Source organism: Rhodococcus sp. IEGM 1381, assembly GCF_030056795.1.
Classification (GTDB): Bacteria; Actinomycetota; Actinomycetes; order Mycobacteriales; family Mycobacteriaceae; genus Rhodococcoides.
This window is the reverse complement of the sequence record NZ_JASHKQ010000003.1, coordinates 1-15,273: the sequence shown is the minus strand read 5'-3', so window position 1 is coordinate 15,273 and position 15,273 is coordinate 1. Positions and strand designations below refer to the sequence as shown.

Below are 15,273 nucleotides of genomic sequence, written 5' to 3'. Positions count from 1 at the left end.
GACAACTGGCATCTTCTCGATCGGATCGCCGCGTCCTAGCGTCGACGTCATGAGCACAATCACGATGATCACCGGCGGCAACAAGGGAATCGGCCACGAGACGGCACGGCGCTTACAGCGTGCCGGCCACACCGTGGTCATCGGTGCCCGCAACCGTGAGCTGGGTCGTGCTGCTGCCGCCGATCTCGGCGTCACCTTCGTCCAACTGGACGTGACCGATCAGAGCAGCGTCGACGCTGCTGCGCGCCAAGTGCGTGCGGACCATGGACGCCTCGACGTCCTGATCAACAATGCCGGCATAACCGGCGCGTTCGTTCCGCTCGAACAAGGATCTGCGGATGACGCCCGAGACGTTTTCGAAACCAACGTGTTCGGCGTCATTCGAGTGACCAACGCATTCGTGCCACTGCTCAAGGTCTCGAACCATGCACGAATCGTCAACATCTCCTCGGGTGTGGGATCCATTCAGGACACCATCGAGCACGACTACTTCGACTGGCAGGTGGTGCCGCCGATCTACGCGTCGTCCAAGACCGCCCTCAACATGCTCACGGTGAAGTACGCGCGTGCGCTCCAGATGATGCGAGTCAATGCCGCCGACCCCGGCTACACGCGCACCGATCTGAACGCCGGCAAGGGTGCACACGACGTCACGCAGGGCACCGACGAAATAGTCCGACTCGCCACGATTGCCGACGACGGACCTACCGGCACCGTGGGAAACAGTCAGGGTCTCCTCCGCTGGTGACTCATCGACCGAGTAGGCACGATTCCGGGGGTCGTGGCAATCGGATCTCGGTGCATCCGAACGGTAGGCATGAGAAACCATCTGCTGCGCTGGAAGCAGGTTCGACGAGGCCTAGACCTGCAGAGCAAGCCACAGTCCCGCCACGGCACCGACGATGGTCAGTGGAGTGGTGATGACGCCGAGAACGGTGAATGTTCGCAGATCCGCCGGCTCGTCGTTGGCCGACGCGACGCGTCGCCACAGCATGATCGCCAGCGACCCGACGTAGGTGAGGTTGGGGCCGAGGTTCACACCGATCACCGTGGCCAACAACAACGCCGGGGGAGCGTCGGCCCCGAACGCGGCCAGTAGCAGCAGCGTCGCGGGCAGGTTGTTGACGATGTTCGACGCCACCGCCGCGATGGCAGCCGCGGCGAGCAGGGACGCGAAGGTGGTGTCGAACGGCAGGATTCGCGCCAGCCAGTCGCCGATCGGGCCCGCCGTCACGCCGAGAACGACGATGCCGAGAAGAAAGACGAAGCCACAGAACGGCAGATCGGCACCGCGCAGAATGGCGCGAGGTGTGGTGTGCCGAGCGCGAAGTGCTGGGATCGCGAGCGCAATAGACCCCACCGCAGCCACCCAGAACGGTTCGATATCGAACAGTCCTGCCACCGCAAAGCCGACGAGTGTCGAGCCGAGGATGGCGAGTGTGCTTCGTGGTGCGGGGACGTCGACGGTGCCCTGCTCAGCAGAGGTGTCCGGCGGTGTGGCGATGCGAGTCAGATCCTTGCGGAAGAAGATCAGGAATATCGCGAGTTCGATGGCGACCGCGAAGATCCACGGCAGTGCCATCAGTGCCGTGAAATGCAGGAAGGTCAGTCCGGTCGCAGCGAAGGCCAGCAGGTTGGTCAGATTGGACACCGGCAGCAGAGTCGAGGCCGAATTGGACAGGTGCGCAGTGGCGTAACTGTGTGGACGCGGCGACATCCCCAGGATCCGAGCGGCACCGATGATGGCCGGTGTCAGCAGAACCACGGTGGCGTCGAGGCTCAGTACGGCTGTGGTGGCCGCGGCAGCTGCGAACACGAGGGTGAGCAGTCTGCGTGGGCTGCCCTTGGATCCGCGGCGCAGCTTCGCGGCGATCCAGGTGAACACACCGAGGGCATCCGACAGATGCGCCAGGATCAGGATGAACGCCAGAAAAACGACGGTGGGAGCGAGCTCGAGTACCTGTTCACGAGCGGCGTCGAGGCTGACGAGGCCGACGAGAAGGACAACTGCTGCCGCAGGAAGTGCAGCGACGATCTCGGGGAGACCGCGCGGGCGAACGATGGCGAAGACGAGAACGGCGGCGACCAATGCCGCAGCGAGGACGGTCACGCGAGAATCTTCACGAGAGTGCGAACGTTCCGCGTGGTGGTCGTGGCCTTGTACTTCGCCTTCGCCGTGGCTTTCCCGAACGCGCTGTCGGTGGTGTTGCCCTCGCGAACCTCCCAGTAGAGCACGCTGTTCCCCTCGGCGATCCTCTCGAGCTCGGAGTCGAGTTCTTCTGCAAGAGCTGACAATTCGGTCAAATGGCTATCGTCGCTACCGAACACCACATAAGGATGCCAGCCTTCCCGTTCGGCGTCGAACGGGTAGGACTCCACTATCGTCCCCAGTGTCGGGACGTCGAGTACGACAACCCAGGCTTGGTAGCCGAACGCCTCGGCGAGCGTGCTCTCGACCCGTGCTTTCAGGGCCGCGGCGGTCAACGGCGACTGCAGCAGTACGTTGCCGGTCGCCAGAATCGTGCGCACATTCGTGAAGCCGGTCGAGGCCAAAGCTGCACGGAGGTCGGCCATCTTGATGTTGATGCCACCGACGTTGATGCCGCGCGGCAACACGACCCACTCACTCATGGGAGGAACTGTAGTGAAGTGCTCGACAACCGCCCTTGAGTAAGTAGTTAGTAACCAGTAACTTGGTGACCATGGCGCAGCGAGAACGGATGACCGGACCCGACCGTCGAGAGCAGATCCTGCGGATCGCAGCGGACGAATTCGCTACGGCCGGACTCCACGGCGGTTCGACCGAGGCGATCGCCCGCACAGCCGGGATCACGCAGGCCTACATCTTTCGGATATTCGGAACCAAGAAGGCATTGTTCTCCGAACTGGTCGTCGCGTCCTTCGATCGCTTGGCCGACGGAATGCGTGAAGCTGCGGGAACGGACACCGGCCAACAGGCGTTGGCGTCGATGGGGGAGCGCTACTACGCCATGCTCGATGATCGAACCTCGCTGTTGTTGCAACTACAGGGAATCGCAGCATGTGGCGATCCCGAGGTCCGGGACGCGGTGCGGGCCGGCTTCGGCCGGATGTGGAACACAGTCGCGGAGGTCACCGGGCTCGACGCCGTGACCGTCAAGGCGTTTCTCGCGTTCGGCATGCTGCTCAACAGTGGTGCGGCCCTGCAGATCAACGACGTCGACGCGCCATGGGCGGACGGAGTGGGCACTCGCATCCAGGCCGGATTGTTCGACCACATCACCAGCGATACGAACCGATGAGTGCCGACGCCGAGGGCCGCGGCGAGCGCCTGTTGGTACTTGCGTTGGTGTTCGTCGGAGTGGTCGTGGCCGCTGTCGGCAGCCTCGGTGCCCCGCTGATCACCAGTGTCGCAATCACATTCGATGTCTCGCTGTCGAGTGCGCAGTGGACGTTGACTCTGGCCCTGTTGACAGGTGCCGTGACCACGCCGCTACTCGGTCGGCTGGGATCCGGTCCGCATCGGCGGGCGGCCATCCTCGGAACGCTCGGCGTCGTGTCGGTCGGTGGAGTTCTGACCGCACTGCCGCTGTCCTTCGCCTGGTTGCTCCTCGGCCGCGCGGCCCAGGGGGTGGGGCTGGCCCTGACCTCGATGCTGATGGGTGTCGCACGAGATCATCTGTCCAGCAGTCGGTCTGGTTCGACTATCGCGCTGTTGTCGGTTGCATCGACGGCGGGAGTCGGGGTGGGCTACCCGTTGGCAGGCTTTGTGACCGACCACGCCGGGATCCGCGCCGCCTACGGATTCGGCGCGGCACTGACGGTCATGGCGCTGGCGGTTGCGTGGAAGGTCATTCCACCCTCCACCCAGAAGCGAACGACTCGAATGGACGTTCCCGGTGCAGTGCTGCTCGCGCTCGTTCTGTCGTTCGTGTTGATCCTCGTGAGTGAGACCGCGCTGTGGGCGAGGCACGCATGGACGGCGGGGGTACTCGGTGCAGGGGCACTCGTCGCTGCCGCCATCTGGGTACGCGTCGAACTCTCGAGCCCGGCACCGCTCGTCGATCTCCGATTGCTCCGCCAACGGGCAGTAGTCGGTGCGAACAGCGCAATGTTCCTGGGCGGCATCGGAATGTATCTGCTGCTGACCATCGTCACGCGATTCGCGCAGACGCCTGCCAGTGCCGGATACGGCTTCGGGCTCGACGTGTTCGCCGCTGGGTTGGTTTTGGTTCCGTTCTCGGTGTTCGGATTTCTCGCGGGCAAGCTGGTACCCCGTGCACTGCGTCGAGTGGGGCCCGGCAGGGCACTCACGGTCAGCGCGCTCGTCGTCCTGGTGGCCCTCGCTCTGTTTGCCCTCGCACGCACCGACATCGTGGAACTCTGCGCGGCGATGGCAATTCTGGGCTTCGGGGTCGGTAGCTGCTCGGCTGCGCTCCCGGCCGTCGTTCTGCCCGTCGTGCCTGCGTCGGAGACGTCGAGCGCCATGAGTATCACCCAGGTGGTGCGCAGCGTCGGATTCGCCTTCGGCAGTGCGATCGGTGGGCTCGTGTTGGCCACCGGAACCAGTACAGGATCCACCTTTCCCTCGGAGGGTGCCTACACGTCGGCGGCCTGGGTAGGTGCGACCGTCACCGCTGCCGCGGCCATCGTGACTGCCACTGTTCTTCGTGGCCGGGCAGTCGCCGGACATCCAACGTGAGCCGGGTAGAGTACGCAATCGCGAACGAGTTGGCCGGACGGCTGCGGCTCGGAGGACCGGCGGATCATCTCCGTCGCGCTTCGAGCCGAGGAAAGTCCGGACTCCACAGAGCAGGGCGGTTGTTAACGGCAACCCGAGGTGACTCGCGGGACAGTGCCACAGAAAACAGACCGCCTGCGGATCGGTTTCTCGGAATCGAACTGCAGGTCAGGGTGAAACGGTGCGGTAAGAGCGCACCAGCACCCCAGGTGACTGGGGTGGCTAGGTAAACCCCGCCCGGAGCAAGGTCGAAGGCTGCATCGCGCAAGGGGTGCAGCTGCGCAGGTGCTCGAGGGCTGCTCGCCCGAGCCTGCGGGTGGACTGCTCGAGGTACCCGGCAACGGTGTGCCCAGATGGATGGTCGTCGAAGTCGAACCTGCGCAAGCGGGAACGATGGACAGGATCCGGCTTACAGGCCGACTCGTTCGCACTCACTATTTCTCGCGCGGTTCTCCTGCGGCGTCGCTCCATGGGGCACACTGGAAGTCATGACCGACGACGACACCTCCTGGTACTACGACATCACCACCAAGCAGGTCGTACAGGGCAAGCAGACCAACGCCCTCGACCGCATGGGACCGTATCCGGACAAGGCCACCGCAGAGCAGGCACTGAAGATCGCCGCGGCCCGCAACAAGGCCGCCGATTCCGACGACGACTGGAACAACTGACGGTGCTGCTCACCCGGCTGAAGGCTCCTGGCTTCGACTTCGCGGCCATCAGATCCGAGTTCGCACTATCCGAGACATTCGACGCAGATGTGATGCGCGAGGCGGTCCAAGCCCGAGATCTGCACGCCGACAGCAGAATCGACCGCACCGACATTCCGTTCGTCACCATCGACCCACCCGGCTCGAAGGACCTCGACCAAGCCGTACACATCGAGAAGACGTCCAACGGATTGGTGGTGCACTACGCGATAGCCGACGTGGGCGCACTGGTGATACCCGGGGGAGCGCTCGACGCCGAAACCCGTCGACGCGGCCAGACGTTCTATCTCCCGGACGGATCCGTGCCGTTGCATCCACGAGAGCTGTCGGAGGGTTCGGGCAGCCTGCTGGAGGGGCAGACTCGTTGCGCCGCGCTGTGGACCATCGAACTCGACGACGTCGGCGAGGCGGCCGCATGGACGGTCACCCGCGCGCTGGTGCGATCTGTCGCCCGGCTCGATTACGCCGGAGTGCAAGCGGACGTCGACGCGGGAACTCCGCATCCCTCGATCGCCGCCTTGTCGGAATTCGGATCGCAGCGGGCGAACGCGGCCAGACGCCGCGGAGCCATCGACATCACGCTGCCCGAGCAGGAAGTGGTGCCGGACGGGGCGGGCTGGCGCATCGTGCTGCAACCCCGAACGGCAGTAGACGGTTGGAACGCCGAGGTGTCGCTGCTGACGGGAATGTGCGCCGCCAGGATCATGCTCGACGCCGGAACAGGCATCGTTCGTACTCTTCCACCCGCTCCGGGCGAGGCCGTCGAAACCTTGAAGAGGACCGCCGCTGCTCTCGGAATCGATTGGCCCGCAGGCGCGTCCGCCGGAGCAGTGCTGGCAGGCCTGTCCGCCGACAAACCGTCGACACTGGCGATGATGAGCCAGGCGACCGGCTTGCTGCGCGGCGCGGACTACCTCGCGTTCGACCGCACTGCAAACACTGTCGACAGTGACGCATCGGTCGAGCATTCGGGAATCGGCGCGCCCTACGCCCATGTGACAGCGCCACTGCGTCGGCTGTCGGATCGCTTCGCCACAGAAGTGTGCCTGGCGGTCGTGGCCGGATCGCCGGTGCCCGAGTGGGCGACGCAGGCCTTACCCGAGCTACCTGCAATCATGCGCGGATCCGATTCTGCAGCGTCGAAGGTCGACCGTGCATGCGTCGACCTCACCGAGGCACACGTACTGAAAGATCGAGTGGGCGAGACGTTCGATGCGGTCGTACTTCGCGGTGCCGAGGGCAAGCGAGATGCCGAGGTGCTTGTGTCGGATCCCATCGTCATCGGCAAATGCGACGGCGAACCTCCTGCGGGGGAGTCGGTGGCGGTCCGGCTGACCCAGGCCGACACCGACTCGCGCAAGATCGCTTTCGGCTACTCGCCCGTCACGGCCTGAAGCGGTCGGTCGCCTCGACGAGGTGGTGCACGATGCCCGGCTCTGCGGCAGAGTGCCCTGCGTCGTCGACGATCACCAGATCCGCACCGGGCCAGGCCTTGTGCAGCGCCCACGCACTCGTCGCCGGGCATACGACGTCGTAGCGGCCCTGCACGATGACGCCTGGAATACCGTCGAGCAGATGGGCGTCGCGCAGCAGTTGATTTTCTTCGAGAAAGCAGTTGTTGCGAAAGTAATGGTTTTCGATACCGGCGAATGCAAGGGCGAACCGCGGATCCGAGTTGTCCTGCACTGCATCCGGTTTCGGCAGCAGGTAACTCGTTGCCGCCTCCCAGGTCGACCACGCCACCGCTGCTCGCGTCGCGGCTTCGTAGTCCTCGGACACCAATTGCCGGTGATACGCCTCGACGAGATTACCGTCGCGTTCGTCCTCCGGAATGGGCGCGAGAAACTGCTCCCACAGATCGGGGAAGATGTTGCCGGCACCGCCCCCGTAGTACCAGTCGACCTCCGACGGCCGTACGAGAAAAATTCCTCGCAGAATCAGCCCGCGCACACGATCGCGATGCGACTGGGCATAGGCCAGTGACAGCGTCGAGCCCCACGAACCGCCGAACACCAACCACGTGTCGATATCCAGGTGCTGGCGGAGCTTCTCCATGTCCGAGATCAACCGATCGGTGGTGTTGACCGACAGGTCGCCGCCGTCGGCAATGTGTGGGGTCGACTGCCCGCAGCCCCGCTGATCGAACAACACGATCCGATAGGCCTGCGGGTCGAAGTAGCGCCGCTGCAACGGATTGGTGGCACCGCCCGGGCCACCGTGCACGAACACCACCGGCGCTCCATCCGGGTTTCCGGAGACCTCCCAATAGACCTGTTGCCCGTCACCGACGTCGAGGTGCCCGGTCTGGACCGGCTCGATCTCGGGGTACAGAGTCCGCATCCTAGAAACCCACCAGACCCGAAGCCAGGTCCGGAATGTCGAGCGAGCGGATGGCCTCGTCTCGAACGTCCGAACACGTTTCCTTCGTGACGTCGTCGACGATCGCCCGGTTCTGCACCACCTGCAGGTTGATGACGCCGCTCTGTGCCGCCCAGGTCTGCACCAGAATGTTCAACCCGCCGCGGCCGAGGGTGGGACCCTGAACGCGCCAGTTGGACAGCTGCGCCTCGAGATCGGTGCACAACTGTTGCTTCTGGGCGTCGGTGATCACTGCGTTCGCGGGCGGCGCGGTGACCGTGGTCGTCGGTGCGATAGTCGTGGTGGTGGACGACGAACCGGTGTTGTTCGTACCCGTGCTGCACGCTCCAACTACAGCGAGAAGCGCAGCCGCACCGACCAGTGCGACTGCGCTTCTTCCTGCGATGGACGTCGATCCCCGTCTGATTGTCATGGCCCCGAGTGTGCCACCCGAACCTGGACGAGGCGAGGACGATCAGTAGCTGTGTTCGGGTCCGGGGAACACGCCCGAGCGAACCTCGGCAAGGTAATCTGTTGCCGCAGTGCGCAGTGAATCGCCGACGTCGGCGAACTTCTTGACGAACTTCGCGGTCTTGCCGTTGGTGTATCCGGCCATGTCCTGCCACACCAGGACCTGGGCGTCGCATTCGTTGCCCGCGCCGATGCCGACCGTCGGAATCGTCAGCTTGCGCGTGACCTGACCGGCGATGTCGGCGGGAACCATCTCCATGACGACGGCGAACGCACCGGCCTCCTGAACCGCGATGGCGTCGGCCACCAGCTGCTCGGACGCGTCGCCGCGGCCCTGCACCCGGAAGCCGCCGAGGGTGTTGACACTCTGCGGGGTGAAGCCAACGTGGGCCATCACCGGAATGCCTGCGGCGGTGATGGCGGCGATCTGGCCGGCGACGCGCTCGCCGCCTTCGAGCTTGACCGCGCCTGCGAGACCTTCCTTCATGAACCGCACCGCTGTCTCGAGAGCCTGTTGCGGCGAGGCCTCGTAGGTGCCGAAGGGCAGGTCGGCGACAACGAGGGCGTGCGGCGCACCGCGCACCACTCCGCGGACCAGCGGAAGGAGTTCGTCGACCGTGATCGGCACGGTGGTGTCGTAGCCGTAGACGACGTTCGCGGCGGAATCGCCGACGAGGAGCACCGGAACTCCGGCTTCCTCGAAAATGCGCGCACTGGAGTAGTCGTATGCGGTGAGCATTCCCCAGCGCTCGCCCTCTGCCTTCATCTGCAGCAGGTGGTGGGTGCGGGTCTTACGGGTCAAACCGGTGGGAGGTACTTCCTGAGAAGAGCCGCCGTACACAGCAGTTTCGGACATCTTTGTCCCTTTCTGGTCCTCGAGGCCCGCTCGGCGGGTCCCCGGGATGGGGTGTGATGACATCGGTGAGTCTGCCACCGCGCACGACCTGCCGGAGCGCTCCGGACAGTGCAATTCGTCACATTGGATCGGGTGCCGCGTAGTCCCGCCACCCGTTGGTGATCGGCATCCGGCGGTCGCGTCCGAAGGCACGAGAGGTGACCTTGCTGCCGATCGGATACTGACGCCGCTTGTACTCCGACGCATCGACCTTGCGAAGAATGTCCGCGACCACCACCGCGTCGAATCCGGCCGCGACGATGTCGTCGTACCCCTGATCGTTGTCGACGTACCTGAACAGGATCGCGTCGAGTTCGTCGTAGTCGGGCAACGAGTCGGTGTCGAGCTGTCCCGGCCTGAGCTCGGCGGACGGCGGCTTGTCGATGCTGGACTCGGGGATAGGAGGAATGTCTCCGCGCTCGGCAGCGGACTTGTTTCGCCACCGCGCCAACTCCCACACGAGCGATTTCGGCACGTCCTTGATCGGCGCGAAGCCGCCGACTGCATCACCGTAGATGGTCGAATAGCCAACGGCCAGTTCGGATTTGTTGCCGGTGGCCAGAACCAGATGGCCGAATGTGTTCGACAGTGCCATCAGCGCCATGCCGCGGCAGCGCGCTTGAATGTTCTCCTCGGCCAGGCCGGTCAGGTGCAGCTGGTCGACGAAGCAGGCGACCATGTCGGCAATGGGCTCGACGCGGAAGTGGATGCCGGTGCGCGACGCAAGATCTTCTGCATCGGTGCGGGAGTGGCCCGAGGAGTACGTCGACGGCATCGCCACGGCGTGCACTGCATCGCTACCGAGGGCGTCGACGGCAATGGCCGCAACCACCGCCGAGTCGATACCACCCGACAGACCCAAAGCCACCGAACGAAAGCCGTTCTTGTGCACGTAGTCTCGCAAGCCGGTCACCAGAGCGCCCCACACCTGTTCCTCTGCGCAAGCAACGTCGGAGATAAACGGCTCGGCACGCTGCCAGCCGGTGATCGCGACGTCGGGCAGAGGTACCCGATCGATGCTCCAACCGGGTACCGCCTCGGCGTTCGGACGCGGATCGGTGGGCGCGTCCACGTCGACTATGAGCAGATGCTCGACGAATTGCGGAGAGCGTCCCCAGGTGGAACCGTCGGGGCCGATGACGAAGCTCGCCCCGTCGAACACCAGCTCGTCCTGACCGCCGACCACATTCACGTAGGCGATCGGGACGCCGATCTCGGTGGCCCGGCGCGCGGCGATGGAGTGCCGTACCTCGTTCTTGCCCTGCTCGAAGGGGCTGGCGTTGAGGCAGAGCAACATGTCGACACCTGCTGCCCCGTAGGCCGCTACCGATCCGCCTGACTGCCAGATGTCTTCGCAGACAACAACTCCGAGCCTGACCTCGTTCACCTCGACGATGCTCAAGCGCGATCCGGGAGCGAAATAGCGGGCCTCGTCGAACACTCGGTACGTGGGAAGGGAGTGCTTGTCGTAGCGAGTTGTCACCCGTCCGTCGACGATCACCGCGGCGCTGTTTCGCGAGCCCTCGGCATCGCGATCGAGGTAACCCACCACCACGATGCGGTCGCCGCATCCGGCGGCATCGAGCGCAGCGGCCAATTCGGTCAGGGCTCGGGCGGATGCGGCGGCGAATGACGGCCGAAGGGCCAGATCTTCGACCGGGTATCCCGTCAGAGCCATCTCGGGAAACACCACCACGTTGGCTCCGTCGTGAGCGGCACGGACCGTCCACTCGACGATTGCGGCGGAGTTCGCCGCAAGATCGCCGACGACGGAGTTCGTCTGGGCCAGGGCGAGTCGGAGGGCCTGCACCGCATAGACGCTAGTGCTCGGCGGCCGTCCCTGCCGGGCAGCGAGAATGGAGTGGCCAGAAAGACCTGGCACGATCGTGCCATGAGAACGCGCACCAGGAGCACGGCCGTGGCGCTGTCCGCAGTTGCCGTGTTGCTCGCAGGCTGTTCCGGCCCCGAGCCCACTGCCGCACCGGAGACCTCCGCTGGTTCCGAGGCATCGTCGTCGGCATCGGTTGCCGGTCCGGTCCCCGCTCGTCTCGAGGCGTTCTACAACCAGACGCTCCAGTGGGAGTCCTGCGATCGGTACAACACCGACGGCAGCGAACTGGGGGACTCCGTCGAGTGCGCGATGGTCACCGTGCCGCTCGACTACGCCGATCCCACCGGCACGACCATCCAGGTCGCCATATCCCGGACCCGGGCGGCAGGCGAGAAGATCGGATCGATCCTGATGAACCCCGGCGGACCCGGCTCTTCGGGTTTGTATCTGGCCACGCAGGCCGATGGCACCGCCATCGCCGACCGCTTCGATCGCATCGGGTTCGATCCACGCGGGATCGGGGCCTCCGAACCAGAGGTGCGCTGTCTGACGCCCGAGGAGGTCGACCAGGAACGCCGCGAGCCGGACGTCGATGTCAGCCCGGAGGGCATCGCGGCCACCGAGGCGGAGCATCGGGACTATGCCGCCCAGTGCGTCGACCGGACCGGCGCAGATGTGCTCGAGCACGTCGGCACCAGGGAAGTGGTGCGCGACATGGACGTCATCCGGGCAGTTCTGGGCGACGAGAAGCTGACCTACGTCGGGTACTCCTACGGCACCCGCATCGGCACCGCGTACGCCGAGGAATTCCCGTCGAACGTTCGGGCGATGGTGCTAGACGGTGCACTCGTCCCCGATCAGTCACCCGTCGATGAGGCAGTCGCCCAGGGCGCGGCGTTTCAGACCGCGTTCGATCAGTTCGCCGCCGACTGCGCACAGACCGACACCTGCCCGCTCGGAACCGATCCGGCTCGAGCTGTCGCACAGTTCCGATCCTTGGTCGACCCACTGATCGACCGGCCCGCCGAGACGACCGATCCACGTGGCCTCAGTTACGACGACGCGATCACCGGGGCTCAGCAGGCTCTGTACTCGCAGCAGCTGTGGCGGTTGCTGCGGGCGGGATTGAACGAACTACGCGACGGTCGGGGCGACACCCTCCTCCGTCTGGCCGACACCTACTCCGGGCGGCTGGAGGACGGTAGCTACACCAACATCGACGATGCGTTCAATGCCGTCCGATGTGTGGACGGACCGCCGACCACGGATCGAGTAGCGGCCGACGAGGCCGATGCCAGGTTCCGCGCCGCCGCGCCTTATCTGGACGACGGCCGAGCCACGGGCGACGCGCCGCTCGACCTGTGCGCGTTCTGGCCGGTGCCGAATACGAGCGACCCGCACATCGTCGATGCCGAGGGGCTGCCGACGCTGGTGGTGGTGTCGACGACCAACGATCCGGCCACTCCGTATCAGGCCGGAGTGGAACTGGCTGCGCAATTGCGAGGCGACCTCGTGACCTACGACGGCACCCAGCACACGGTGGCGTTCTCGGGCGTGGGTTGCATCGACGATCCGCTGGTGAATTACCTCGTCGATCTGGTCCCGCCGGGCGACGAATTGCGCTGCTGACCCGCTACCTCACCAGCCGCGATGTGGGCAGAGAGTTTCACGAAGTGAGACCGAATTCACGATGTAACACAGATTTAACTCCGTTTGCTTAGTCTCGCGTTCATGGATCGTCAAAAGGAATTCGTGCTCCGGACTCTCGAGGAACGCGACATTCGTTTCGTCCGCCTCTGGTTCACCGACGTCCTCGGGTACCTGAAATCGGTGGCCATCGCCCCCGCCGAGCTCGAAGGGGCATTCGACGAGGGGATCGGCTTCGACGGTAGCGCCATCGAAGGGTTCGCCCGCGTATCCGAGGCCGACACCGTCGCCAAGCCGGATCCGTCGACGTTCCAGATCCTGCCGTGGTCCACCAGCAAGGGCCACCAGCACTCGGCACGGATGTTCTGCGACATCGCCATGCCCGACGGCTCGCCGTCCTGGGCCGACTCTCGCCACGTGCTGCGCCGCCAGCTGAGCAAAGCCGCAGACCTCGGATTCAGTTGCTACGTGCACCCCGAGATCGAGTTCTTTCTGCTCAAAGATGCCCCGCAGGACGGCTCACCGCCGACCCCTGCCGACAACGGCGGCTACTTCGACCAGGCCGTGCACGATTCGGCCCCGAACTTCCGCAGGCACGCCATCGACGCGCTCGAATCGATGGGAATCTCGGTGGAGTTCAGCCACCACGAGGCCGCACCAGGACAGCAGGAGATCGACCTGCGGTACGCCGACGCCCTGTCGATGGCCGACAACATCATGACCTTCCGCTATGTGGTCAAAGAGGTCGCCATCGAAGAGGGTGTGCGCGCGACGTTCATGCCCAAGCCGTTCAGCGATCAGGCCGGCTCGGCGATGCACACGCATATGAGCCTGTTCGAGGGCGACGCCAACGCGTTCCACAACCCCGACGATCCGATGCAGCTGTCGGAGACCGGCAAGTCCTTCATCGCCGGCATTCTCGAGCACGCCAACGAGATCAGTGCGGTGACCAACCAGTGGGTCAACTCCTACAAGCGGCTGGTGCGCGGCGGCGAGGCACCGACAGCGGCGTCCTGGGGACCCGCGAACCGCTCGGCCTTGATCCGCGTGCCGATGTACACCCCGAACAAGGCCTCGTCGCGTCGCGTCGAGATTCGCAGCCCAGATTCGGCCTGCAACCCGTACCTGGCGTTCGCGGTACTCCTCGCGGCCGGTCTTCGCGGAATCGAGAAGGGCTACACCCTGCCGCCCGAGGCCGAGGAAGACGTGTGGGCACTGACCTCGGCCGAGCGTCGCGCCATGGGGTACAAGGAACTGCCGGGCAATCTCGATCAGGCGCTGAACGCGATGGAAGGGTCCGAGCTGGTCGCAGAAGCGCTGGGCGAGCACGTGTTCGACTTCTTCCTGCGCAACAAGCGTCGTGAGTGGGAGGAATACCGCAGCCACGTCACGCCGTACGAGCTCAGGGCCTACCTGGGTCTTTAACAACCCAGCGTGGTCATGAGCTACGTTCTAGTCGATCGAGAATGTAGTTCCGATGCCGGCGTGGGCACCCTCGCGTCGCATTACCGACGACGGGGTAAAACTGTGGCACGCCGAGGTGGACTGTAGATGGTGCGTCCTCCGACTTCCAGATCCGTCGTTCCCGGGCCGGGCCGTCTCGGTCTCGTCGAAGAAACTGCTCCGGGCGACTTGCGCACCCTCGGTTGGACGGGTGAAGAAAGCCTCGAACTGCTGTGGTCGCTTTCTCGTGCGCCCAATGCGGACCTGGCGCTGCGCACCCTGGTACGGATGTACGAGTTGCTCGGTGCCGCTTGGTCGGAGTTCGACACAGCGCTACGCACGTACAAAGGATTTCGCGGGCGCCTACTCGGGCTGGTCGGCGCGTCGAGTGCGCTTGCAGACCACCTCGTCGCCGACGACAGCACCTGGCGTCTGCTGCTGACCAAGGAAGGTCAGGCCAGCGGAGTCTCGGCGAAGATCGAGCTCCCGAGCAAGGCGACACTGGTAGCCGAACTCCTCGAGGTTGTCGGGGCCGAGCCCGAGACCGGACCCAACGCCTCACCCGACCTGTATCGGGCGTCGATCACCGGGCCGCCCGCAGTGATCGCACTGCGTAAGAAGTACCGCGACCAGATCATGGCGCTGGCTGCATACGACCTCGCCGCGACCGTCGAGAACGAACCCGTCCTGCCGTACACGGTGGTCGGATCGCACCTGTCGGACATGGCCGACGCCGCACTCACCGCAGCATTGGCGGTCGCCGTGGCCACCGTCTGTCCTGACACCCCGTGTCCGACGCGCCTGGCCGTCGTCGCGATGGGCAAATGCGGTGCCCGCGAACTCAATTACGTCTCGGACGTCGATGTCGTGTTCGTTGCCGAACCCGCCGACGCGCAGGCCAGCCGCATCGCGGGTGAGATGATGCGCATCGGATCCTCGGCCTGCTTCGAGGTCGACGCAGCCCTGCGTCCCGAGGGTAAGCGGGGCGAACTGGTCCGCACACTGGATTCGCATGTGGCGTACTACAAGCGGTGGGCCAAGACCTGGGAGTTCCAGGCTTTGCTCAAGGCCCGGCCGATGACCGGTGACATCGCACTCGGCAACGATTACGTCGACTCGGTGAACCCGATGGTGTGGCTGGCCAGTCAGCGCGAGGACTTCGTGCCGGAAGTGCGCGCGATGCGCCGTCGGGTCGAAG

At 65.0% G+C, this 15,273-nt stretch carries 13 protein-coding genes, 1 other RNA gene and 1 pseudogene; 9 read left to right on the top strand and 6 right to left on the bottom strand.

The window, feature by feature from the left end:
- Positions 1-49: 49 nt before the first annotated feature.
- On the top strand, positions 50-748 hold the full coding sequence (locus QM797_RS12090; protein ID WP_283275868.1) for an SDR family NAD(P)-dependent oxidoreductase: 699 nt from the start codon (positions 50-52) through the stop codon (positions 746-748).
- Positions 749-859: 111 nt separating this feature from the next.
- On the opposite strand, the gene QM797_RS12085 is transcribed toward QM797_RS12090, so the two are convergent.
- Both QM797_RS12085 and QM797_RS12080 read right to left on the bottom strand, forming a co-directional pair.
- Positions 860-2,110, bottom strand: coding sequence for an SLC13 family permease (locus QM797_RS12085; RefSeq protein ID WP_283275867.1), 1,251 nt, complete (start codon positions 2,108-2,110; stop codon positions 860-862).
- Positions 2,107-2,631 (bottom strand): DUF1697 domain-containing protein, encoded by a 525-nt coding sequence (locus QM797_RS12080; protein ID WP_283275866.1) that lies wholly within the window; start codon positions 2,629-2,631, stop codon positions 2,107-2,109. The genes QM797_RS12085 and QM797_RS12080 overlap by 4 nt, the downstream gene beginning before the upstream one ends.
- Positions 2,632-2,702: 71 nt before the next feature.
- Here QM797_RS12080 and QM797_RS12075 point away from each other — a divergent pair, with 71 nt between their 5' ends.
- The 5 genes from QM797_RS12075 (at position 2,703) to QM797_RS12055 (ending at position 6,824) form a co-directional block, all read left to right on the top strand.
- Positions 2,703-3,281 (top strand): TetR/AcrR family transcriptional regulator, encoded by a 579-nt coding sequence (locus QM797_RS12075; protein WP_283275865.1) that lies wholly within the window; start codon positions 2,703-2,705, stop codon positions 3,279-3,281.
- Positions 3,278-4,681 (top strand): MFS transporter, encoded by a 1,404-nt coding sequence (locus QM797_RS12070; protein WP_283275864.1) that lies wholly within the window; start codon positions 3,278-3,280, stop codon positions 4,679-4,681. The genes QM797_RS12075 and QM797_RS12070 overlap by 4 nt, the downstream gene beginning before the upstream one ends.
- Positions 4,682-4,706: 25 nt before the next feature.
- Positions 4,707-5,148: RNase P RNA component class A (gene rnpB, locus QM797_RS12065), an RNA gene on the top strand.
- Between the two features lie 60 nt (positions 5,149-5,208).
- Positions 5,209-5,391 carry a hypothetical protein gene (locus QM797_RS12060; RefSeq protein WP_094688449.1) on the top strand — a complete coding sequence of 61 codons (183 nt, stop codon included), beginning with the start codon at positions 5,209-5,211 and terminating at the stop codon, positions 5,389-5,391.
- A 2-nt stretch (positions 5,392-5,393) separates the two neighbouring features.
- The gene (locus QM797_RS12055; protein ID WP_283275863.1) at positions 5,394-6,824 is read left to right on the top strand and encodes an RNB domain-containing ribonuclease; all 1,431 of its coding nucleotides are present in this window, start codon (positions 5,394-5,396) and stop codon (positions 6,822-6,824) included.
- Here QM797_RS12055 and pip read toward each other — a convergent pair.
- The 4 genes from pip to QM797_RS12035 form a co-directional block, all read right to left on the bottom strand.
- A complete protein-coding gene (pip, locus tag QM797_RS12050) occupies positions 6,814-7,770 on the bottom strand; it encodes a prolyl aminopeptidase (protein ID WP_283275862.1) in 957 nt (318 codons plus the stop codon). The genes QM797_RS12055 and pip overlap by 11 nt on opposite strands.
- Position 7,771: 1 nt before the next feature.
- Positions 7,772-8,221 (bottom strand): hypothetical protein, encoded by a 450-nt coding sequence (locus QM797_RS12045; protein ID WP_283275861.1) that lies wholly within the window; start codon positions 8,219-8,221, stop codon positions 7,772-7,774.
- A gap of 42 nt (positions 8,222-8,263) precedes the next feature.
- Entirely contained in the window at positions 8,264-9,115 is an 852-nt protein-coding gene (gene panB, locus QM797_RS12040) for a 3-methyl-2-oxobutanoate hydroxymethyltransferase (protein WP_283275860.1), read from the bottom strand.
- 118 nt (positions 9,116-9,233) lie between these two features.
- Positions 9,234-10,964, bottom strand: coding sequence for an NAD+ synthase (locus QM797_RS12035; RefSeq protein WP_283275859.1), 1,731 nt, complete (start codon positions 10,962-10,964; stop codon positions 9,234-9,236).
- An 81-nt stretch (positions 10,965-11,045) separates the two neighbouring features.
- On the opposite strand from QM797_RS12035, the gene QM797_RS12030 reads away from it, so the two are divergent.
- From QM797_RS12030 to QM797_RS12020, 3 genes and pseudogenes are all read left to right on the top strand, one after another.
- Positions 11,046-12,614, top strand: coding sequence for an alpha/beta hydrolase (locus QM797_RS12030; protein WP_283275858.1), 1,569 nt, complete (start codon positions 11,046-11,048; stop codon positions 12,612-12,614).
- 102 nt (positions 12,615-12,716) lie between these two features.
- A complete protein-coding gene (gene glnA / locus QM797_RS12025; protein ID WP_027497412.1) occupies positions 12,717-14,057 on the top strand; it encodes a type I glutamate--ammonia ligase in 1,341 nt (446 codons plus the stop codon).
- Positions 14,058-14,183: 126 nt separating this feature from the next.
- Positions 14,184-15,273: pseudogene (locus tag QM797_RS12020) on the top strand (bifunctional [glutamine synthetase] adenylyltransferase/[glutamine synthetase]-adenylyl-L-tyrosine phosphorylase); the annotation flags it as partial.